The sequence below is a fragment of the Streptomyces milbemycinicus genome, assembly GCF_002154605.1.
In the GTDB taxonomy this organism is placed as follows: Bacteria; Actinomycetota; Actinomycetes; order Streptomycetales; family Streptomycetaceae; genus Streptomyces; species Streptomyces milbemycinicus.
In genome coordinates this window covers 1-511 of the sequence record NZ_MUNE01001238.1, presented here as the reverse complement: position 1 = coordinate 511, position 511 = coordinate 1, and the positions used below count along the sequence as shown (strand labels likewise).

The 511-nt window shown below is 72.0% G+C and carries 1 pseudogene; it reads left to right on the top strand.

The annotated features are described in order from the left end of the window. Nucleotides 1-122 precede the first annotated feature (122 nt). Nucleotides 123-511 (top strand): annotated as a pseudogene (locus tag CCN51_RS52350) (hypothetical protein); the annotation flags it as partial.

Here is a 511-nt window from a genome sequence, read left to right as displayed (position 1 = left end):
CCGCCAGGACTCGACCTCGAATGCCCCAGCTGCGGGCGCATGGCCCCCGCCACGGCCACCTTCTGCCAGCAGTGCGACACCACCCTGCGCCCCGGCGGCCCCGGCACCCCGGCCGGTGCGGTATGACCGGCACCCGCGCCTTTCTGATCCGCCGTCTGGTGACGCTGCTGGCGCTCTCGGCGGCCATTGCGGCCACGCTGTTCACCGCGTACTACGGCGTCAGCCGCAACGCCCAGGCGGTACGGGACGAATCGGCCCCCGCGATCCTTCAGGTGGCCGCGGCCGAGGTGGCGCTGAACGATTCGTACGAGTCGGCGGAGAGCAGCCTCACCGGTGACACCGGCGATATCGAGGGCCTGGGCGAGGACTACCGCACCGCGCTGTCGACGGCCACCCAGGCGCTGGCCCAGGCTCTCAAGTCGACCACTGCGGGCACCCCGGCCCGCCAGTCGCTGCTCACCATCACCGGCCTGGTCTCGTCCTACGGCGACCTCGTCCAGCAGGCGTACGT